Below are 15,212 nucleotides of genomic sequence, written 5' to 3'. Positions count from 1 at the left end.
CGAGGCCGGTGTCGCCACTCCTCCACGCCCGCGACCTCACTCCGGGTTACGTGCAGGACTTCTGGATACGCGCTTAGACCCTATTCTGCCGGGTTGTATCTCCGTATGTGCGGACGGTGAAGACGGCGTCTGGGGCGCGGGCGGTGCAGATCGTGTACTCGCGGCACCGGGGGTCCCGGTAGAACGAGCACATCGGGCCGGCGCACACGGACGTGGAGCTGGAACTGCTCAAGGTGGCGGCGGGGCAGTGGCTGGCCCGTGGGCAGGATGAGAACCCGGCGGTAGGGACAAGCCCGCCGGCACACCGAAGGGATCACGCTCGCCTCAGCCGTGAGGGCCAGGCCCTCGGACTCGGGCCAGATTCTGGAACCGTCTGTCCCGTCTCGCCGAATCTGGCTCTGCGATCAAGCGTATGACCTGGGCAGAGCGGATTCGCTGAGGCGGTCCGGGCTGCGCGCGTCTTACCGGACCTGCTCTGTCTGACTCGTCGTCTCGGCGAACCTGCTCCGCGCAAGCACCCTGTCCGGCTGGCGCGCAACTGCCGTCGGCCACTCAATCTGTGGCATCGCGGTGCTCCTCCGGTTCAGAGATGATCTGACAGGCATTGCCGATCTCTCCTTCACGAACGAGCCCGTCGATTGCTTCGATCATCGCGGTGATGCCTGGCCGGGGCGTGATGACCAGGTCCGTCGTGTAGAAGTAACGTCCTCCCGCGGCTTCACCGGTCTGCGCCCACCGGCGAAGCGCGGCGTCGATCGCGTCGAGCGTCATGAGGCTTACGTAGTAGGTCGGGCCCACAGTGAGGGTCACATAGATGTCCTGATCCTGGAGTTGTTCCAGTTCATCGCTTAGAGCGGCGGGAAAGCGCGCGACGAACCGCTCGCGTTCAATGATGAGGAAGGGCCCATCCTGCTTGATCTCCATGGTGCGCCTCGCAGCGTGCACCGCCCCCCGCTCTCGCCGAAGCAGCCGTCAAGGTGTCTCACCATAAATGACAGCAACCGCGAGACGCCCACGCTGGCGGTGCCTCACATCATCTGGCAGACGACAGCAGCAGGTCGCGCAGTCGGTGGAGCAGGTCCACCGAGACGGACACCGTCGAGCGCGGCCGGAGCCGACGCGCGTCGCGCAGCTGCACGCGGCGGGTTTCGTCACGCCGACGTCGGCCAGGACCACGAAACCGCGCGGTGCGCCGCACGCGCCACGCACGGCCAGGACCCGGCGACCGCCGCGCAGCCGCCTGCGCGCGGCGCTGGCGCGCCGTGCTCGGCGGGCGCGTCTGGCCGCCACCCGCCCGCGCCCGTCGGAGCGTCGCACCGCGAAAGTTAGTAGGACTGCGACCGGAGCGCTCGGTGGCGTTGATCTCCGAGCCCGGCAAACGTGCTGGTCAGACATGGAAAGTGCCCCCGGCAGGAATCGGACCCGCGGCCTACCGCTTAGGAGTGCCACGATGATCCGTCCGCCGTCGTTCCTGACCATCCGGCACGCCGGTCGACAGACGGTCTGACACGGACGCGACCACGCCTGAACGGCGACGAACGAGACCAAGACTGAGACCACCCGGCATGCTGCGCCGGCCGCTCTGGGCGCAACGTTGCGAGCTTAGGAAGCTGATTTGGGGACCGGTCCGGTCCGGGGTTGCCTACCCGCGACGAGGCAGGGAACGGAGTGGTCTCGGCTACCTCAGGCTCCTCACTAAATCGCCCATGGGGCCCGTGCCGACCGGTGCCGCTGAGCGTCACGCAGCGAGTCCGTGACTGCCGGGCCGGGGGCAACCCCGCCGGCCCGGCGTGTACCGCGGCACCAGGCCATCGACAAAGTCAGCCGGTGCTGCCGTCCGGCCCGGAGTGGTCCCGCGTGCCACGATGGCCGCCGACGTTGGACCTCCGAGCGACGATGGATACCAGCCCTCGGCGCGGAGAAAGCCCGTCGTCGTTTCGGACGAGGTGCCGCATCAATGGCGGGGACGCGAAGCCGAGACGGTCGCTAACGACGGCGGCGCCGCACGGATTCGTGCCACGGGCCGACGGCCAGTTTCGCGGCGAGACCGAACGCCCAGAAGACCATCAGGCCGAGCAACGCCGAGGCAATGATCGCGGCGAACAGCGGCCCGGAGGACAGGTCGCGGGTGTAGTTGTCGATGAGGGCGCCGATGCCGACGTCACCGCGACGGAAGAAGAAGTCGCCGACGATCGCACCGATCACGGACAGGCCGGCCGAGATCCGCAGCCCAGCGAAGATCGCTGGCAGCGCGTTCGGCAGCTCCAGCCGTACCAGCCGACGCCACCGGCCGACCCGTCGCAGCGTGAACAGGTCGTGGTAGCGGGAATCGACCGACTGGATGCCGAACAGCGTGCTCGTGATCATCGGGAACATCGCGATGATGACGCACACCACGGTCCGGGACCAGAAGCCGTAGCCGAGCCAGAAGCCGATCAGCGGGACGATCGCCAGTACCGGAATCGTCTGCAGCAGGATGGCCCACGGGTAGAACGAGTGCTCGATCCACGTCGCCTGCGCCATGAGGACGGCCGACAGCAGGCCGAGCGCCGCCGCGATCGCCAGGCCGACCAGCGCGACCTTCGTGGTCCCCCACAGCGCGGTGAGAATGTCGGCCAGCGTGCGTTGGTCCAGGAAACCTTCGGAGACCACCTGGTGCGGCGGCGGCAGCAGGAACCGCCGGCGCGGTGCCAGCGCCCAGTAGGTGACGGCGTACCAGATGCCGACGACGGCCGCGAACACGGCGGCCGGCGGCAGCCCGGCGCGGACCATCCGCACCAGGTCGCGCCGTGACGGTCCGACGAAGCGACGCACGCCGTTCGCCGCCAGAATCCGCGTCGGCACCGGCCCGAGCCGCCGGCTGGCCCTCGACGCCCTGCCCCCGTCTGGCACGTCGGAACCCTTCACCCGAAAACACCGTGGAACGGCGCTTTTTCGCATCCTAACCCGGATCTTTCCTGCGCCCAGCAGACAGCGGGCGGCGCCGAGCGTGAGGTGCCAGCTCCGTCCCGTGCACCTCGTCGTGACCCGCCGGGCCGGCTATGGCACAGTATGACCCATATGGGTCACCGATCCGAGGGGAGATCGTCACGCTGACGGTCTTGGGCCGTTGTGACACCTCGTCAGGAGTCCCGACCACCGAACGTGCTCTACCGAACTCGCTCGACCGAACGGCTCTACACCGCCACACACGGCTGCACACCGCTTCACCTGCTGAAGATCCGCATACTGCCGACTTCCTGCGCCAAGGAGAACAGCGCGCGTGTCGAGACTTCGTACAGTGCTGACCGGAGCGTGCTGCGTCGCGCTGGCTCTCGGTCTCACGGGGTGCGGCGACTCCGATGACGACCCGAGCCCGTCCGGAACCGGCACTGGCGGCAGGCCCCTCGCCTCGTCGCAGTACACGACGCCGCTGAGCGGTGTCTGCCCGGACACCGTCGTCGTGCAGACCAGCTGGTGGCCGGAGATCGACTACGGCGCGACGTACCAGTTGCTCGGCCCGAACCCGGAGATCGACGAGGAGAACTTCCGGGTCTCCGGCCCGCTCGGCGCCACCGGTGTGAACATCGAGATCCGTTCCGGTGGGCCGGCGGTCGGCTTCGAGTCGATGTCCACCCTGTTCGAGACGGACGACGACATCCTGCTCGGCTACCTCGACCTCGACGAGGTGGTCGCGAACTCGGCCGAGCACCCGTCGGTCGCCGTGCTGGCGCCGTACGCCAAGTCGCCGCTGATGTTCTTCTGGGGCGACGAGTCGTTCGGCTTCGACAGCCTTGCGGCGATCGGCCAGCGGCCCGACGTGACGGTGCTGGCCTTGGACGAGGCCTACCTCAAGGTCCTTCTCGGCGAGGGCGTCTTCCAGCAGTCTCAGATCGACACCTCCTACACCGGCGACCTCGCCCGGTTCATCGCCGAGGACGGCAGCCTCGTCCAGATCGGCTTCGTCACCGACGAGGTGTATCGGCTCGAGAACGACATCGAGGAGTGGCAACGGCCCGTCGAGTACCTACTGGTCGGCGACGACTACCCGGCGTACGCCAACACGCTCGCCGTCCGGCAGGACAAGCTGGAGGCCAACCGCGAGTGCCTCGACGCGCTCGTGCCGATCTTTCAGCGGGCGGTGGTCGACTACATGGCCGACCCGACTCCGGCGAACGACCTGATGATTGAGATCACCTCGTCCTTCGACACCGGCGGCTACGACCTGTCGCCCGGACTGCTCGCGGACGCCAACGACAAGCAGCGGGAACTCGGCCTGGTGGCCAACGGCGCCGACGGCGTGCTGGGGAGCTTCGACACCGCGCGGATCGAGGGGCTGATCGAGCGACTCACGCCGGTCCTCACCGAGAGTGGCACCCCACCACTGCCTGGAGTCACACCGGAGGATCTGGTGACCACCGAGTTCATCGACCCCACGATCTCGCTGGAATAACGCCGCGGTCTTCGTGGTCACACAACGCAGGAAACACGGATGTAACTGGAACCGCGGCAGGATTTGCCGAAGGCTTACGATGCTATGGTCCTGTCTTCTTGACCACAGCCCGGGGGAAGATCCGCGACATGACGACCGAGTACCCGCCAGCGACGTTCGACACCACCCGGCCGCACTCGGCCCGAGTGTGGAACTACTTTCTGGGGGGCAAGGACAACTTCCCGGTCGACCGCGAGCACGGTGACCGGGTGATCGCGGTCTTCCCCGAGATCATCCAGGTGGCGCGGGCGTCGCGAGCGTTCCTCGCGCGGGCCATCACGTTTCTTGCCGCCGAGCACGGAATACGGCAGTTCCTCGATGTCGGCACCGGGCTCCCGGTAGAAAACAACACCCATCAGGTCGCCCAGCGCGTCGCGCCGGAGTCGCGGGTGGTCTACGTCGACAACGATCCGCTGGTCCTCTCGCACGCCCGCGCGCTGCTCGTCGGCACGCCCGAGGGCAAGACCGCTTACCTGGACGCCGACGCCCGCGACCCGGAGCGCATCCTGTCCTTCGCGGCGGAGACGCTCGACTTCAGCAAGCCTGTCGGGCTGATGATGATGTCCATCATGGGCTTGGTACCGACCTTCGACGAGGCCCATTCGATCGTTCAGCGACTGCTGTCGGCACTGCCATCCGGCAGCTTCCTCGTGCTCGAGGACGGCTGCGCGGACGCCGACCCGGAGCCGGAGCAGGTGAGCGCCGTCGAGGAGATGAGCGAGGTTAGCGCCGTCGACGGGTACGGCTACCGGTACCGGACGGTCGAGCAGATCACCCGCTACTTCGACGGCCTCGACATCGTCGAGCCCGGCGTCGTGTCGCCGACCCGCTGGCGCAACGATCCCGGCCCGGACGATCTGGTCGCGCCGATGGAAGCCTGCGGAGTCGGCCGGAAGCCCTGAACCGCACGGCACGAGGCACCGAACACGACGGCACCGAGAACGGGTACCGCACCAGGACCACCTGGTGAACGAGGGCAGGGGCCGACAATGCCGGGCGAAGGACCGACGACCTACCGCATCGAACTGGGTGGCCGGCTGCGGCAGCTACGGGAACGGCGGGGCATCAGCCGCGCGGTAGCCGGTGACCACATCCGGGCGTCCGAGTCGAAAGTCAGCCGGATGGAGCTGGGCCGGGTCGGCTTCAAGATCCGTGACGTCGTCGACCTGCTCACGCTCTACGGCGTGCACGCCGACAGCGACCGTACCCGGCTGCTCGCTCTGACCCGTCTCGCCAACCAGCCGGGCTGGTGGCAGCGCTACGCCGGGGTCGTCCCGACCTGGCTGGAGCCGTACCTCGGCCGGGAGAGCGCGGCGACGCTGATCCGGACATACCACCTTCAGCTGGTGCCGCCCCTGCTCCAGACCGAGGACTACGCGCGTGCCGTCGTGGTGCACCGCAACAGTCCGGCTCTGACGAACGCCGACCTGGAACTCACCCTCGGTCTGCTCACCGCCCGACAGCAGGTGCTCGACAGCGCGGACCCGCCCACGCTGTGGGCCGTGGTGGACGAGGCGGCGCTGGTGCGGCCGGTGGGTACCCCGATGGTGATGCGAGCGCAGCTCGAGCACCTCGCCGCGATGTCGTCGCGGCAGAACGTCGTGATCCAGGTCGTGCCGTCGGCCTTCGGTGCCCACCTCTCGGAAGGTGGGGCATTCAGCATTCTGCGGTTCGGCGACCAGCCGATGGTCCCCGACGTCGCCTACCTCGAACAGCTCGGCGGGCTGACCTGCTTCGAGCGGCCCGACGACGTCGACCGCTACCGCGAGCTGATCAACCGGCTCATCGTCGCGAGCATCCCACCGGAGCAGTCCGTCGACTACCTCGCGAAGTTGGCCAGCCGTTTCTGAACGCTGCTCCGGCAGCCGCTGCCGCCCAGTCAGGCCGGCCGCCCCGGCCGCCCGACCCCGGCCGTCGGTGCACAGCCAGGACCCGAGGACGATCAACACCGATCCCGCCACGGTCCAGGTCGGCAGCGGCTCGTCGAGGAGCAGCATGCCGAGGCACACCGCGACCACTGGGTTCACGTAGGTGAACACGATGCCCCGGCTGGCGCCTGTGATCGGTCTGGACGAACCGGTACGGCCCGGCGTCGAGAGGTCCGGTCGGTCCGTGCCCGCGCGGCTGCCAGCATCAGGCGGGCGGACGGGCACGGTTGATGAGGGTCAGTCGCTGGAGGGGTCGTCATGCGGATGGGGGTGTTCGGCGAAGAACCGCCAGATGGTCTCGGTGGTGTCGAGGGCGGTCGACGCAGTACCCGGACCGGGCCGGACTCGACGGTCTATGGCCTGGTGGAGTCCCGGGAGTGCCCCGGCCTGGACCCAGGCCGGGGCATCTCGTTGGTCGCCGGTCAGCCGGCCGTCGGCACCGCCGCGGTCTCCTCGACGACGGCGAACAGGCCACCCTCGACATCGCGCCAGTCGCTGACGGGGCGGGTGCCGAGGGTCGCGAGCAGCTTGTCGGCCGCCTCGCTGAGGGCGGGGAGTTCGGCGGCGTCGAGGCGGCCGACGATGGTGCCTTCCGTGTCAGCCTCACCACGGACGATCCGGACGTCGAGGGTGCCAGCGTCGACGTACGCGTAGGTGTTCGTGTCGGTCAAGGGAGCCTCCTTGGGACATGGGAGAGATCGGTTCGAATCGTGCAAGGGTCAGCCTTACGCAGCGACGCGGACCCGAGCCACGCGCCTCCCGAGGTGTCAGGCCGCACGGGCATATGGCGTGTCGTGGTCGTCCCGCGAGGCCAATTCCAAACCGATGGTGGCCAAATTCGGTCTAACCGCAGCTGCGGATGCGCTCCGCGGTGGATGTCGTGGGGTGCCACGCCGCGGCGGGATGATGTGCGGGCCAGCGTGGTTGGGGACTGCCGGTCTGTGCCTCTGAAGTCCCGTCGGCGGGGTCGATGCCAGGCCGCTCGCCTCGAGCAATGAGGGCGAGGTTCTCGGGAGAGGGCATGCTCACCTCTCGCGGCAGAGTCAGCCTGGATCAGCGGCTGTATCGGCGGCGTAGCTCGGGGGAGCTGAACCGGTCAAGGCTGAGGAAGAAGACCTTTTCGGTGATCTTCTCGATAGATCCACGCAGTGCGAAGGTTGCGCCCGCGGCGAAGTCGAGGAGCCGGCGACCGTCCGTCTCGGTGTCGAGCGAGCGTAGGTCCATGACGACCTGTCCCCGTTCCCTGAAGGCTTCGCCGATCGCGCGGGCGTCGTTGTACGTCCGCGCGACGACGATGTCGGACTCGTCGGGATCCAGTGGCCTCATGGCGGTCATGCGCCAATTGTCGGAGGCTCGCCCTGTGCAGCCGGATCCAACACGCCAGCAGGGGGCGAGCGCGCGTCGAGTCGTCATGCTGGGCGCTGAAAAGTAGAACCGCGACCGGAGCGCTCGTTGGCGTTGATCGCTGCTACCTGCAAGATGATGATCAGATATGAGACCACGACAGAGGCCACCGGCGGGCGCCGGTGGCCTCTGTCGTGCCCGCATACAAAAGAACGGGCCGCTCGCGCGAAGCGCAGCGGCCGGGGGGTTCGGGGGGCGAAGCCCCCTGATGAGCTGGGGGTTCCAGGGGGTGGCCCCCTGGGCCAGCATGGCGCGGGAGCCCGGGAAGGTGGCCAAAGGCCACCGAACAGGGGGAGCCGATCGCGTGCCCCCGGGGAGGGGCGTGCCACTTCTATCCCACTGCAGCGGCCTCCTCAGCTGGTGATTCGCGGAACCTACCCCGCTGTGATCACTCCTCGGCCGGCTGTAGATGGGGCTGGGAAGGCCGGTGCGCGGTGACGGCGGGGATGCCGAGCGGGATGGTCGGGCGTGGTGGGGCGCCCGCAGGTCGAGCGGTCGAGCGGGTCGTGGCTGTGATCATGGCCTTGGTGGTGGCGTTGACGTTCCTGTTTGGGTTCGGGAACGTGTGGCTATTGGCGCTTCGGCTCGGAGTGCCTGGATATGTGGCGCCGCTGGTGGCTCCGGCGGTTGACCTGACTGTGCTGGGTCTGCTGCTGGCGATCCGGGAGTTGGCTTATCGGGGTGCGTCGGTGGATCAAATCCGTCCGGCCCGCCGGCTGCTGGTCTTCGCGAGTCTGGTGACGTTGGCGCTCAATGTCGCCGAGCCGGCGATCGCGGGAGACGTCGGCAAGGCGGTGTTCGACGCGGTCGGTCCGCTGTTGCTGATCGGCTGGGCGGAGACGGGGCCGGGGATCCTTCATGCCATGGCCGCGACCCGGCCCACGACGCGATCGGTGGAGGTCCCGAGCGCGGTCGAGCCGGAGGGTGTCGCTTCGGCGGGGGAGTTGCTCGAACGTTCCGCGACGGCTGTTGATGGAAACGGATCGGTAAGCGCTGATGTCGCCGGGGTTGGCGGTCGCCCTGGTGGGGCGTTCGGAGCGGCGACCGGTGTACGTCGGCGCGGTCAAGTTCAGCTGTCGCCTGAGTTGCTCGAACGCGCCCGTCGTGAGGACGCGGCGCACCGGCGGGACCACGACCGGCCAGTCTCGGCTGAGACGCTGCGTAAGCGGCTCCGTGTTGGCGCGGCGACTGCTCGCCTCCTGGTCGCCAGGGTGCGTATGGAGACGGGTTCATCCCACTCGCTGGGGCGCATCGAACTGCATTTGGCCCCAGGTCCTGCGGTCGAAGGAGGGGCAGGAGATGTCGCGCAGCGATCGGCGCCCGCCGGGCGGGACGTCGACCAGCGTCCGCCGGCCATGCCCGCTGCGGCCTGAATCCTGATAGGCCGACCTCACAGGGCAGGCGAACAGTCTGGCTTTGGGCAGTCCTTCGGGCCTCGCGCCATGGGCGCGGCCCGAAGGGGCTCGAACCCGGTGGACCATGTGTACCAGCATCCGAACCGTTTGATCTTGGTTGCTGGCCCCGAAATCGCTGTCCGACCGGTCGCTATCCGGGCCCGGACCAGGGACGATGCTCAGTGACCGCGCCGACATCTACATCATCTATCGAATCGAACAGGCGTTCCGTAGACCTGGTAGGTCCGGATGGTTCGACCCGCCTCGTGACCGTGATCGTCGGCGTGGTGGTCACGCTCACGTTCCTCTTCGGCTTCGGCAACGTCCTCGCGCTCGGGCTACGACTCGGCGTTCCGGTGTGGGTGGCGCCGCTCGTCGCACCGGCCGTGGACCTGTCGGTCGTCGGCCTGCTGCTCGGCAGTCGGCAACTCGCCGTGAACGGCGGTCCAGTTGAGGTACGGCGCTCAGCGCGAAAGCTTCTCATCTTCGCGAGTATGGTAACGCTCGCCTTGAACATTGCGGAACCTTTGATCGCCGGCCGCTACGGCAAGGCCACCTTCGACGCCGTCGGACCGCTGCTCCTTATTGGCTGGTCCGAGGTTGGCCCGGGTCTCCTGTCTGCGATGCAAGCGGCGACCGCCGATCGGCGGTCGGAAGATTCGCGGGTGGCCGATGGCTCAGGCAGGGCGGTCCAGTGTGGGCGGCAGGCGGTGCCTGTGTCCGCGGTCGAGCCTGCACAGAGTGGGACTTCGGTTGCAGGTTTGTTGTCGCGTGAGGCTGCTCGGGAGGCGCGCATGCAGGACCTGCTGCACCGCGCCCGTGCCGAGGCGCTACTGCACTGGCAGCAGCAACAACGCCCGATCTCCGCTGAGACGCTGCGTAAGCGGCTGCACGTCGGCGCCGATACCGCCCGCGGTCTGGTCGCGCAGATCCGTAGCGACACGCAGCTAACACTTGACAACCAGCCGCCCAAGGCGGCCTCAGCCTAGCCCGCGCTGGTCGGCATGCATAGGACCGTCTCGGCGCGGCCCGACACGGTCCTATGTGGCTCTGGTGCCGGCGCCGGCCCTGCCGCGGCTGGGAGTCGATCGCGGGCGTCGGCGGTAGGAGATGATGGTGGTGTGATCGCCCGTTTTGCCGAGCCCGACTACCAGCTGGTGTGGCCGCGCACGCTGTTCAAGGAGGAGGCATCCAGACTCCTGAACAAGCGTCAGCTGACCGACTGGAATGACCGGTGCGAATTCCTGCTTGAGGACGCGTTTGTGCGCGGCTACGCGGGTGGCCCTGCCGTGGACTTCCGGGAACTCGAAGAGCCTGGCTACGGGTACGGGTCATCGGCGCCACGTAGCGCGCAGGCGTTGACGCGGAAGCAGGATTTCCTGCGTGGGCTCATGACCAGCGCCGGTGAGCTGTCCGAGGACCCACCGCCGCGGGTCCCCTATTGGAGGGAACGGATGGGCGGTCCGCACCGGCCGGCGCACATGAGTGCTGATGCGCTGGCACGCCAGTACGTGGACCTTGTTCGTGAGCTCGAAGTGTCAGGCTATTTCGCGAGACGATTCGGCACGGACTGTGTCGACAACCCGTACGATCCGTCGCCCGCTCACCTCATCGAGGGAGAGTTCGGCCAGCCGACCACGTGGCCGATCGACCCCGAGTTGCTGGCCGCTGACCGGGAGAACATATTCCAGATGATAGAGGTTCTCCACGATCTCGTCGCCCGACCGCAGCGGCGAGACCTCCATTCGTACAACGGGTGCGGCTGGCACCACCACGAGTTCGACCTCGGTTCTGGTCGTGCGGTGTACCGCTGGCGCGTGAACAGTCTGCTACGCCGCGCGGACGTTCCCTATCGTCTGGCCGACGACGGCGCGGATGTCGGTCGTCTGGTCGGGGTGACCGACGACGCCCGCGCGCAGCTTGTTCAGTCGCTGTTAGCCCGCGACACGAGCGAACAAGACGAGCAGGTACGGCATGCCATCTCGCTGTTCCGGGGCCGCGAGGCCGGACGGCACCAGAAGCGCTCCGCGGTCGCGGCCCTAGCCCTTGTGATTGAAGAACGACGTCACGGCGTACTTACCGAGGCGCTGGCCAAGTCGGACCGCGGCGCCTTGTTCGATATCGCGAACAACTTTCATATCCGACACCAGGGCGCGAAACAGAAACGGGATTACGACGACTTTTATCTCGACTGGATTTTCTGGCTGTACCTTTCGACGGTTGAACTGATAAACTGCATCGTCGACGAGCAGCGGGCGAACACCTCTCCGGGGATCCAGGCTTCCGACCCGTAGTCGCGCCAAACTGCGAGAAAGCGCTCCAGGCGTCATCGGGCTCGCGCTGAAGACGTGCTGCACTGGCAGCACCACCAGCGCCCGATCTCCGCGGAGACGCTGCGCAAAAGGCCGCACGTTGGTACAGGTACGGCCCGTGGCCTGGTCGCGCGGCTGCGTACCGATACCCATGTGGAGCTGGACGGCGGCAGCCGTGCTACGGCCCCGTGAGCGAAGCTGCCGGTTCGGGGTCATGTCGTGCGTGGATCGCCCGCGGCATGTCGAGCTTGCCGGTCGTCAGGCCGAGTGTGGGCTCCCGGTGCTGGTCGTGATTCCTCGGAGACGTCGCGAACGGTCTCGCTGATCCCGCGATGGCCTTGACGCGGCGAACGTGGCTGACGTGCCGCACGGATCTGGCCTCTCCGGGCCCATCAGCGTGAGCCCACGCGCCTTCGCATCCGCGATCATCGCCGGCCCCGGTGGTGGGCGGCGTTCGTCGGACCGGGGGTGAGAGGCTGGTGGCGTGACAGATGGGGGTGAAGTTGGCAGGGCGCAGCGATTCGTCGTGTCGTATGCGGGCGAGGACGTCAGGTGGGCGGAGTGGGTCACCTGGACGTTGGAGGACGCGGGGCACGACGTACGGAGTGCGGTGTGGGATTTCGGGCCCGGGTCGCATCCTGTCGGAGAGATGCATCGGGCGTTGGCCGAGGACCGGCGGATGGTGGCCGTCGTGTCGGCGGCCTATGCGGAGTCGGTATCCGCGGCGGAGGAATGGCAGGCCGTGTGGGCGGCCGACCCCGCGGGCACGAAGCGACGTCTCCTGATCGTCCGCGTGGAGGACTGCGACCGACCTGGTTTGCTGCGCCAGATCGCGCCGGTGGACATATTCGGCGTCGCGAAGGATGCGGCGCGGCAACGGCTGCTGGACGCGATCGAGTGGCGGCGGGACAGACCTGAGGTTCCACCTTCGTTCCCTGGCGAGGTGACTGGACCGGGCATCGGTGTGCCGTCGCCCGGGGCATCCCAGCTGTCGGTACCTGCTGCCATGGCCCGGTCGGCGTACCTGGAGCAGGTACGCCAGATCGCTCCGCCATGTCTGACCGGTCGTGAGGCCGAACTCGCGCGGCTGGCCGAGTTCTGCACCGCTCCTGACGATGCGACGAGCCGTTCGTTTCTGTGGTGGCGGGCACCGGCCTGGACGGGCAAATCCGCGCTGCTGTCCAGCTTCGTACTCGCTCCGCCGCCCTCGGTGCGAGTCGTGTCATTTTTCATCACCGCCCGGTATGCCGGTAACAGCGACCGGGACGCGTTCGTCGAGGTCGTCACCGAGCAGCTCACGGAACTGCTCGGCGAGTCGGAACCGCCGTTCGTGAATCCGGGTCGCCGAGAGCGGCTGTGGTTCAAGTTCTTCGCGGACGCCGCCGCGTCCTGTCAGGCCCTTGGGCAGCGGCTGGTGCTGGTCGTGGACGGGCTGGATGAGGACCGAGGGGTCACCACCCGCCCCGAGGCGCGCAGTATCGCCGGGCTGCTGCCCGCCAGCCCACCGTATGGGGCGCGGGTGGTCGTCGCGGGCCGCCCCGATCCGCCGATACCCGCCGACGTCCCCGCCGGCCATCCGTTGCGCGACCCGGGAATCATCCGAGTGCTGGACCAATCGATCCACGCTGCGGTTCTCAAAGCGGATATGTACGCCGATCTAGACCGGCTGCGGACCGGCAGCCCGCTGGGACAGGACCTGTTGGGACTGGTGACCGCCGCCGAAGGTGGCCTCTCCAGCCATGATCTCGAAGAACTGGCCGCCGATCCCGGCGCCACCGAACGGGACATAGATCGATTCCTGTCCACCGTCGCTGGCCGCAGCTTCGCGAGCCGTCCGGCTCAGTGGAACCCCAACAGCGGACCGCCGGTGTACCTGCTCGGCCATGAGGAACTCCAGCAGGACGCCGTCCGCTCCTTTGGGCCCAGACGGCTGGCCGCCTACCGGGAGCGGCTCCACACCTGGGCAGACGAGTACCGGCAGCGGCAGTGGCCCAGTCACACCCCCGAGTACCTGCTGCGCGGCTACTACCGGCTGCTGTTGGCCACCGGCGACCTGGTCCGCGCCGTCGACTGCGCTACCGATCAGGCACGCCACGACCGGATGCTCGACCTCACGGGTGGCGACACGGCAGCCCTCGCCGAAGTCACCGATGCCCAGAACGCCATCCTGGGCCAGCCGTCCCCGGACCTGGCACTGATGGCCCAGGTGGCCGTGCATCGACAACGGATCGCCGCACGCAACAGCAACATCCCCACCCACCTACCCGCCGTCTGGGCCAGACTGAGGCACGCCACCCGGGCCGAACAACTTGCCTGCGGCATCACCAATCTGGACACCCGGGCCGTCGCGCTGGTGAGCGTGGTCGTCGCCCTCGCCGAGGCCGGGGACCATGTCCGCGCCGAACAGGTAGCCCGGAAAATCATCGAGCCGTACTTCCAGACGCTGGCACTGGCGGACCTGGCGCGCGTCCTCCTCCGGACCGGCGAGGACACACGCGCTGCGCAGATCGTCGCCGACGCCGAGCAGGTCGCCCACGGCACCCTCGACCCCTACTACCAGGCACGGGCGCTGGCGAAGGTGGCCGGTGCCCTCGCCGAGGCCAGCGAAATAGGCCACGCCGAACTGGTCGCAGGGGACGCGGAACGCCTGGCTCGCGGCGTCACGCTCCCGCGCCTCCAGGTCCTCGCGCTGGCGGACGTGGCGGGCGCTCACGCCCTGACAGGCCAGGACGCCCGCGCTGAGCAGGTCGCCGCTGACGCCGAGGAACACGCCTATGGCATTCCGGACCCGGACTCCCAGGACCTGGCGCTAGCGGATCTAGCCGCTGCGTTCGCCCGCGCCGGCGCGCTCGCCCGCGCCGAGCGCGTCGCGCGCAGCATCCCCGACACCTACTTCCATGAGTTCGCGCTGGCCGACCTGGCGGGCGCCCTCGCCGGTGCGGGCCAACACGCCCGCGCCGAGCAGGTCGCCCGCGGCCTCACCGACCAGTACTGCCAGGCCCGCGCGCTGGCGAACGTGGCCGGCGCCCTCGGCGAGGCGCGCGAGCGCTCCCGCGCCCAGCAGGTCGCCGCTGAGGCCGAACGCGTCGCCCGTGGCATCACCGACCCACACAACCGGACCCGTGCGCTGGCGGACGTGACCGCTGCCCTGGCCGACGCCAGCGCCCTCGGCCACGCCGAAGAGGTCGCCCGCGACATCACCGACCCCAACTACCGGGCCCCGGCATTGGCGAAGGTAGCCCACGCCCTCGCCCAGGCCGGTGAGCGCGTCCGCGCCGAGCAGGTCGCCATCGCCGCCGAGCACGTCGCGCGTGGAATGGCCAACCCGCACACCCAGATCCGCGCGTTCGCGAATCTAGCCACCGCGCTCGCCCATGTCGGTGAGCGCGTCCGCGCCGAGCAGGTCGCCATCGCCGCCGAGCACGTCGCCCGCGAAATGGACTACCTGCCCTCTCGTGCCGAGGCGCTGGCGGACGTGGCCAGCGCCCTCGCCGACGCTGGAGAGCTCACCCGCGCCGAGCAGATCGCCGCCGGCGCCGAACAGATCGCCCACACCGTCACCAACCCATTCCACGAGGGCCTCGCTCTGGTAGCGGTGGTCGCGGTGTACATCCGGGTTGGGGAGCTCGCTCGCGCCGAGCAGCTGGCCCGTGACATCACCGAGCCGACCCCCAAGGTTCGGGCGCTGGCGGGTGTAGCGGCT

The 15,212-nt window shown here is 68.5% G+C and carries 10 protein-coding genes and 4 pseudogenes; 9 read left to right on the top strand and 5 right to left on the bottom strand.

The window, feature by feature from the left end; all coding sequences use genetic code 11:
* Positions 1–107: 107 nt before the first annotated feature.
* A pseudogene (locus I6A81_RS46525) lies at positions 108–272 on the top strand (IS1634 family transposase); the annotation flags it as partial.
* A gap of 280 nt (positions 273–552) precedes the next feature.
* Here I6A81_RS46525 and I6A81_RS32945 read toward each other — a convergent pair.
* Together I6A81_RS32945 and I6A81_RS32940 are read right to left on the bottom strand one after the other, a co-directional pair.
* Complete coding sequence (locus I6A81_RS32945) at positions 553–924, bottom strand: hypothetical protein (RefSeq protein WP_203004086.1); 372 nt, start codon at positions 922–924, stop codon at positions 553–555.
* Between the two features lie 1,062 nt (positions 925–1,986).
* The gene (locus I6A81_RS32940) at positions 1,987–2,772 is read right to left on the bottom strand and encodes an ABC transporter permease (protein ID WP_203004087.1); all 786 of its coding nucleotides are present in this window, start codon (positions 2,770–2,772) and stop codon (positions 1,987–1,989) included.
* Positions 2,773–3,262: 490 nt separating this feature from the next.
* Here I6A81_RS32940 and I6A81_RS32935 point away from each other — a divergent pair, with 490 nt between their 5' ends.
* From I6A81_RS32935 to I6A81_RS32925, 3 genes are all read left to right on the top strand, one after another.
* The gene (locus tag I6A81_RS32935; RefSeq protein ID WP_203004085.1) at positions 3,263–4,432 is read left to right on the top strand and encodes a hypothetical protein; all 1,170 of its coding nucleotides are present in this window, start codon (positions 3,263–3,265) and stop codon (positions 4,430–4,432) included.
* 128 nt (positions 4,433–4,560) lie between these two features.
* The gene (locus tag I6A81_RS32930) at positions 4,561–5,373 is read left to right on the top strand and encodes an SAM-dependent methyltransferase (protein WP_203004084.1); all 813 of its coding nucleotides are present in this window, start codon (positions 4,561–4,563) and stop codon (positions 5,371–5,373) included.
* A gap of 87 nt (positions 5,374–5,460) precedes the next feature.
* Complete coding sequence (locus tag I6A81_RS32925; RefSeq protein WP_203004083.1) at positions 5,461–6,321, top strand: helix-turn-helix domain-containing protein; 861 nt, start codon at positions 5,461–5,463, stop codon at positions 6,319–6,321.
* Positions 6,322–6,405: 84 nt separating this feature from the next.
* Here I6A81_RS32925 and I6A81_RS46395 read toward each other — a convergent pair.
* From I6A81_RS46395 to I6A81_RS46390, 3 genes and pseudogenes are all read right to left on the bottom strand, one after another.
* Positions 6,406–6,624, bottom strand: a pseudogene (locus tag I6A81_RS46395) (hypothetical protein); the annotation flags it as partial.
* A 197-nt stretch (positions 6,625–6,821) separates the two neighbouring features.
* Complete coding sequence (locus tag I6A81_RS32915; RefSeq protein WP_203004082.1) at positions 6,822–7,070, bottom strand: hypothetical protein; 249 nt, start codon at positions 7,068–7,070, stop codon at positions 6,822–6,824.
* A 430-nt stretch (positions 7,071–7,500) separates the two neighbouring features.
* Positions 7,501–7,683: pseudogene (locus tag I6A81_RS46390) on the bottom strand (cell division protein SepF); the annotation flags it as partial.
* A gap of 578 nt (positions 7,684–8,261) precedes the next feature.
* Here I6A81_RS46390 and I6A81_RS32905 point away from each other — a divergent pair.
* From I6A81_RS32905 to I6A81_RS32890, 5 genes and pseudogenes are all read left to right on the top strand, one after another.
* Positions 8,262–9,176: a hypothetical protein gene (locus I6A81_RS32905; RefSeq protein ID WP_238429439.1), complete on the top strand. Its 915-nt coding sequence runs from the start codon at positions 8,262–8,264 to the stop codon at positions 9,174–9,176.
* Between the two features lie 203 nt (positions 9,177–9,379).
* Entirely contained in the window at positions 9,380–10,186 is an 807-nt protein-coding gene (locus tag I6A81_RS32900; protein WP_203004079.1) for a hypothetical protein, read from the top strand.
* Between the two features lie 132 nt (positions 10,187–10,318).
* Positions 10,319–11,491 (top strand): hypothetical protein, encoded by a 1,173-nt coding sequence (locus tag I6A81_RS32895; protein ID WP_203004078.1) that lies wholly within the window; start codon positions 10,319–10,321, stop codon positions 11,489–11,491.
* Positions 11,492–11,521: 30 nt separating this feature from the next.
* A pseudogene (locus I6A81_RS44220) lies at positions 11,522–11,701 on the top strand (hypothetical protein); the annotation flags it as partial.
* 292 nt (positions 11,702–11,993) lie between these two features.
* Positions 11,994–15,212 (top strand): TIR domain-containing protein (locus tag I6A81_RS32890; protein ID WP_203004077.1); only part of this gene is annotated, 3,219 nt, incomplete at its 3' end.

The organism is Frankia nepalensis, from assembly GCF_016786325.1.
GTDB classification, from domain to species: Bacteria; Actinomycetota; Actinomycetes; order Frankiales; family Frankiaceae; genus Pseudofrankia; species Pseudofrankia nepalensis.
Note: the sequence above shows the minus strand (reverse complement) of the source record. Positions and strands in the feature narration are given on the sequence as shown.